The following is a 6329-nucleotide window of genomic DNA, read 5'->3' on the forward strand; positions in this document are numbered from 1 at the left end:
CTAGTCATGCTAGATCCAATTATTCTAATTTAATAAAGAATAACAAAATACAGAATGAAGAAAAATTTCAAAATGTAATCGCACATTATCAAGAATAGTGATCATTATACATATGGGCGTTAAACGAAGTCTGATCATTTTTTATGTCAACTCAGTTCAAACCAATGTATGTTTTTAAATGAAACTGCAATTTTAAAACACGGACTTATAACAAAGTTAGATGCCATCAATCTGCTATAATGTGCCCAATCTTTTTTAAGTAAAAATTAGGACGTATTATGCGTATTGACCAGCGTGCATTAGACCAGTTACGTGACGTTAAAATTACTCGAAACTATACACGTTATGCAGAAGGTTCAGTTTTAGTTGAATTTGGTCATACCAAAGTTCTTTGTACTGCCAGTGTTGATAATTCAGTACCGCGCTTCTTGAAAGGAAAAGGCCAAGGTTGGGTGACTGCTGAATATGGCATGTTGCCACGTTCAACCCATACACGCAGTGACCGTGAGGCAGCTCGTGGTAAACAAAGTGGACGTACTCAAGAAATTCAACGCTTAATCGGTCGTAGCTTACGTGCTATGGTGGATTTGAAGAAATTGGGTGAAAACACGATTACAATCGACTGTGATGTTATTCAAGCCGATGGTGGTACACGTACAGCGTCTATTACAGGTGCTGCGGTAGCCTTGATTGATGCTATGAATTCATTACTTGAGAAAAAGAAAATCAAACAAGATCCACTCAAAGGTTTGGTGGCTGCAATTTCTGTTGGTATTTATCAAGACGAAGTACTACTCGACTTATGTTATGAAGAAGATTCAAACTGCCAAACAGACTTGAATGTGGTGATGACTCAGGCGGGTGAGTTTATTGAAATTCAAGGTACTGCGGAAGATAAACCGTTCACGCGTACGCAATGTAACGCAATGCTTGAAATGGCTGAGAAAGGCATTCAAGAGTTAATTCAAAAGCAACAACAAGCACTAGGCTGGTAATTCGCATTTGATTGCATGCGTTGATTGTAAAAAAGCACCTTGATAGAGGTGCTTTTTTTATTTCATAGATTTGCAATTGAAGCTTCATTGCAGCGTCACGAAAAAAGCGTATCACTGAGTTCGCATAAAACGAGAAGGATAACTACATGCGAGCTTATTTTTTTATACTCATCCTTACACCAAGTATTTTGTTAACAGCTTGTGGGGGAGATGATGATAACCAAACATCCAAACCGCAACCTTCAGATCCAAGCTGTGAAATCCACTGTGCTCCATAACCATAACAAGAATAAAAATAGGATAAATGTATGAACCGTCGTGACTTTATTTTAAATTCGACCAAGACATTATTGGGTGCATCTGCATTAGCAAGTTTTCCGCTGAGTATTCAAAAAGCTTTAGCAATTAATGCAAAAGTGGAAACTGGCACTATTCAAGATGTGAAACATGTGGTGATTTTGACTCAAGAAAATCGTTCTTTTGATAACTATTTTGGAACATTCAAAGGGGTACGAGGTTTTGGTGATCGATTCACCATTCCATTGAGTGGCAAAAGAGCGGTGTGGGAACAGTATGATGCCAACAAAAATAAAATTTTGCCTTATCACCTAGACAGTTCATTGGGCAATGCTCAACGTGTTTCGGGCACACCTCATTCATGGAAGGATGGTCAAGCCGCTTGGGATTGTGGGCGTATGGGCAATTGGGTGGAACATAAACAACCCCAATCCATGGGCTATTTTAAGAAACAAGAGCTCGAGTTCCAGTTTGCACTAGCAGAAGCATTTACTTTATGTGATGCCTACCATTGCGCTATGCACGCGGGAACTAATCCCAATCGTAAATTTATTTGGACAGGGACCAACGGGCCAACTGCTGCAGGTGTCGCGAGTGTAGTCAACGAGTTTGATAGTATTGGCTCATCAATGATCGGTTACGACTGGACCACGTATCCTGAACGATTACAGCAAGCTGGGATCAGTTGGAAGGTTTATCAAAATATGCCCGATAATTTTACGGATAATCCTTTGGCTGGATTTAAACAATATCGCAAAGCCAATGAATTATCTGGTAAGCCGGTTAGCCATGCCAATATTTTGTCGCCTGAATATGATGAGCGTATTGATCAACGACAACCTCTCTATAAGGGTATTGCCAATACGATGCCTAAGGACGGCGGTTTATTAGGACAATTTAAACAAGATATCTTAGACGGTAAATTGCCACAGGTGAGCTGGGTGGTCGCACCGGCAGCGTATAGTGAACATCCGGGACCATCAAGTCCTGTTCAAGGCGCGTGGTATATTCAAGAACTGTTAAACACTTTAACGGCAGATCCAGAGTTATGGAGTCAGACTGTTTTACTGGTCAATTTTGATGAAAATGATGGTTTTTTTGATCATGTACCATCGCCGTCTGCACCATCAAGAGAAATCAATGAAGCAGGTGATATTGTTAAAGTTCATGGTAAAACCACGTTATCAGAACAAGAGATATCATATGAATATTTCAATCACCCACGTGTTTCAGGTTCGACAGCACAGCCTGAATTAAAAATGAAAAATGGTAAGAATGAAAACTTCTGGCATGGTGTGTATGGTCCAGGAGTGCGTGTTCCAATGTATATCATTTCACCGTGGAGTCGTGGGGGATGGGTCAATTCTCAAGTCTTTGATCATACTTCAATTATTCAATTTCTCGAGCAACGTTTTGGTGTACAAGAGCCCAATATTAGCCCTTATCGTAGAGCGGTCTGTGGTGACCTTACGTCGGCATTTGACTTTAAGACACCTAACTTCAATGTACTGCCAACACTCAATGGGCAAAGAACCAAACAAGAAGCTGACAATACGCGTCGTTCGCAAGAGCAACTCAGCAAGGTTCCAGTCCCATCAAATCAACAATTTCCTGTGCAAGAAACTGGAATACGTCATTCTCGAGCATTACCTTATTTATTACATACCAGCGCGCGCGTACAGGTTGCAACCCGAAATATTCAACTGATTTTCGCAAATGGTGGAGAACAAGGTGCGGTTTTCCATGTCTATGACAAACTAGATTTAAATGCCATTCCTCGACGTTTTATGGTGGAGGCAGGCAAACAGCTTGAAGATGTTTGGGAGCTAGTAGATGATCAATATGATCTTTGGGTACTTGGACCAAATGGTTATCATCGAGCATTTAAAGGAAATCTTCACCATCAAATTGAAAGAGATCATTTGCCAGAAATTCGAATTTGCTATGAAGCCTGTCAACCTAAAATAATTTTAAAAATACGGCATGATGGTGCTGAAGCCGTGGAGATGATGGTCAAGGACAATGCGTACTACAATCAAAAAATGTGGACTGTCAAAACTCAATCGAATGAGGCTGAACTTCATCTCGATTTAACGGAGTCTTGGGGATGGTATGATTTTAATGTTGTGATCGCCCAACAGCAGAGAGAGCAGGCTTATGAACGTCGATTTGCTGGACGTATTGAAACAGGGCAGCACACATGTACTGATCCTATGATGGGATTATTGCAACCTAAACCTTAAACATGAAGTAAAAAAAGCCGTGAATATTCACGGCTTTTTTCAGAATTGAAAAATTCAGGTATTAAGACAGTTGAAATGAATTAGAGATCCAACCCTTCGGAAGTTGAGGCATTATAAGCTCCTCAGGGCGATTTGGATCTTCATCCAGTTGCTTACCACCATAAATGACATCATTGTTCTGTCCATTTTGATTTTGATACGTTAACCACGGATAGGTTTTACCAAACCCAACAGGATCTTGGGTGTAATCACAAACACCATCTGGAAAAACTTTTTGTAATCGAGTCCATTGCTCATCTGTAAAGTTAATATTGGGGTAAAGACGACGTGTGAGTGGTTGTAGTTTACATTTATTGGCGTAGGTACTAATTTGATCACCTGCTACCATTCGCGGTGTTTTATAGACCGGTACACGAAGGTTATTGCAGAACCCAGATCTTCGAATCGTTCCTAATGTGATACATGAGTCGTTAAGATTTACTTTATTGCGTGTGAGTTTCTGTGGCAGAGGTAAATTGCTTGTATCATTTTTTACGCGATCCAACCATTGGTTCATATCATTGAAACTGATTTCTAAACATTTAAGATCGCCAATCATAATGGTATCACCTCCATAAAGAAGCTGATTGTTATGATGTCCGTGTGCTTTGTCTAAACGTGCTCTAATCGCGAATGCTCGGTAAGCATCATGGAAGATCGCTGGATCTGGACCACGACAATCAATAATCGCCACTTGATCTAAATTATTGGCAACATTGATTAAACCAGTTCGATAAGCATTTTTTAAACCTTGCTCTGTGGCATATAACCGTTCGGCAATTGGGTTAATATCAATATCAACTCCACCGAGGCGTTCATTTAATAAAACAAATTTTTCAGCATTGATCACACCATCAAATAAGGTTTGAAGCCCGTATTGCACACCGACATTATCAATTGGTAGGTTAGCAAACCCAATATTTCGCTGGTTTTCGACAGGACTCCAAATTTGTCTAAGCTGTTGTGTATTTGGATCAACTTCAGTTGGATTTCTGAGACCCAACAAATTTACAGCAGCCTCTTGAATTGAACAGCGTGTCCCATTCGGATTTGAGGTGGCATTGTACAGTTGTGTTTCTGATATTCCGCTACAAATTGTATTTGGTCGAGCAACATCGAATTGCGCAAGTTCACTGACATAACCATTAATCTCAGAAATATGACCTTGAATATGGTTAATTTGATGAGGGAGGAAAGAGCGGCCTTCTGCTGTTTTAAAATAATTGATCATAATATGATAATCAGCAAACTGAGACGCTGTACTCCATGCATCAGGGAAAGAGCACGTTACTAACAAACCTTGGTATACACCTGGATAAGCGTTAGCTACCCATTGAGATGCGAGCGCGCCACCTGAGCAGCCTTGTCCAATCGTGTAGTCTAAAGTGCCGTATTGTTCGATAAAACGTTCTTTGGCCATAATGATTGATTCAGCTTGAACAGCCAAATTACAGTTATGTCCACTGTTGGATAGCGCCGTAGACATGACCCCATAACCTTTGCCCAAAGCCTTGATGGTAATATCTGGCAAAATAGAAGTTGATGTCGCAACCACGGTAGGCGCGGTTGCAGACTGATAATCATTACCGCAACTTTGCCCATGGGTTACTAACAGCTTATTATTAAATTGGGGTTGTGGATTCAGCGCAGTCCAAGGCTGATTAGGATTAAACAATACAGCAAACCGATATTCATCACGATTTTGATAGCCGACCTCCTCTCGAATGATAAATGGCACTTCTACGCCTGTATCGGTCTTAATTTTGGAAATTAGACCCGCCGAAGGTGGTTTCTCAGGATTATAGGTTTGTAAAGTTCCGACCAAATTACGATAGTAGTAATTATATTGAACAGGTTTACGGCAAAATAAATCAGTCGAGCCGTTGGTACAGGTCCATGGATTAATTTGAGGTCCAGATAAAAGAGGACCTGTGGTACTGAAATTTTTTAAATATAAATTTTGAATTGCGTTTGGTGTTTCAATTTTTAGTAGATTTTCCCCTAACTGTAATCCATCTAATAGCACTCTATTTTGAGCATTAGAAAAGCGAGATTTGATGTCCTGTCCATTCAAATGAATGCTTAGATTTGTGTCATTAAAATTAATCGATGGGTCTAATTCGATCAATACATCATTATCTGTCACAAGATCGGGGCGAGTTGATAAAACAGTCACGAATTCTTTTTCAAGTTTATTCGTTGGATTGTCAGGATCAGTTGGATTGGTCGGAGTTGGCTGTGATCCATTACCACCGCCTGAATTCCCCCCAGATTCGTTGGAGCTTTTACAACCGATGAGTAAGCTGCTACTAATCGCGACGCTTAAAAGCGTATAGATCATTTGCGTTTTCATGTGATTTCCCTAATGTACAACATGGTGGATGCAATCGATCCGATGACTGCATTTCTTTTTATTTATTCACTGACATTCAGCATGGTCTATGCGTTGACACCCTCCTATTATTTAGACAATGCGAACTCATGGCTTTAATTGTATTTATTGACTTCACTATGAATGAAAATTAGGCAGCATTCCATGACAGAAAATTGAATAATTATAAAATTAAGGCGAATAAATAGTTGAAATTTAATGATTTAATTTGCATTCTATGGGTTTAGTATGATTTTGATTAAAAAATAATCTTAAAGCGTGGAAGGTATCAACTAGAACCATATAAATTCAAATTTTTTTGTATTCTTGCGATAAAGTTAATGTAGCATCACAGTTTTAAGCATATAAAAAAAGGAGCAAAGC

At 39.6% G+C, this 6329-nt stretch carries 3 protein-coding genes; 2 read left to right on the plus strand and 1 reads right to left on the minus strand.

What is annotated here, in order from left to right; all coding sequences use genetic code 11:
* Positions 1–278: 278 nt before the first annotated feature.
* Both rph and CL42_RS15240 read left to right on the plus strand, forming a co-directional pair.
* Positions 279–995, plus strand: coding sequence for a ribonuclease PH (gene rph, locus CL42_RS15235; protein ID WP_035270511.1), 717 nt, complete (start codon positions 279–281; stop codon positions 993–995).
* A gap of 308 nt (positions 996–1303) precedes the next feature.
* The gene (locus CL42_RS15240) at positions 1304–3535 is read left to right on the plus strand and encodes a phosphocholine-specific phospholipase C (protein WP_035270516.1); all 2232 of its coding nucleotides are present in this window, start codon (positions 1304–1306) and stop codon (positions 3533–3535) included.
* A gap of 61 nt (positions 3536–3596) precedes the next feature.
* Here the strand turns inward: CL42_RS15240 and CL42_RS15245 are convergent, their stop codons facing one another.
* Complete coding sequence (locus tag CL42_RS15245) at positions 3597–5927, minus strand: DUF6351 family protein (RefSeq protein WP_051586648.1); 2331 nt, start codon at positions 5925–5927, stop codon at positions 3597–3599.
* Positions 5928–6329 lie beyond the last annotated feature (402 nt).

The sequence above is a fragment of the Acinetobacter sp. Ver3 genome, from assembly GCF_000632455.1.
Taxonomy (GTDB): Bacteria; Pseudomonadota; Gammaproteobacteria; order Pseudomonadales; family Moraxellaceae; genus Acinetobacter.

Bases quoted from the DNA above. Each gene is read 5' to 3' on its own strand.
- CL42_RS15245 (WP_051586648.1), bottom strand. From the start codon at position 5,927: ATGAAAACGCAAATGATCTATACGCTTTTAAGCGTCGCGATTAGTAGC.
- CL42_RS15240 (WP_035270516.1), top strand. From the start codon at position 1,304: ATGAACCGTCGTGACTTTATTTTAAATTCGACCAAGACATTATTGGGT.
- rph (WP_035270511.1), top strand. From the start codon at position 279: ATGCGTATTGACCAGCGTGCATTAGACCAGTTACGTGACGTTAAAATT.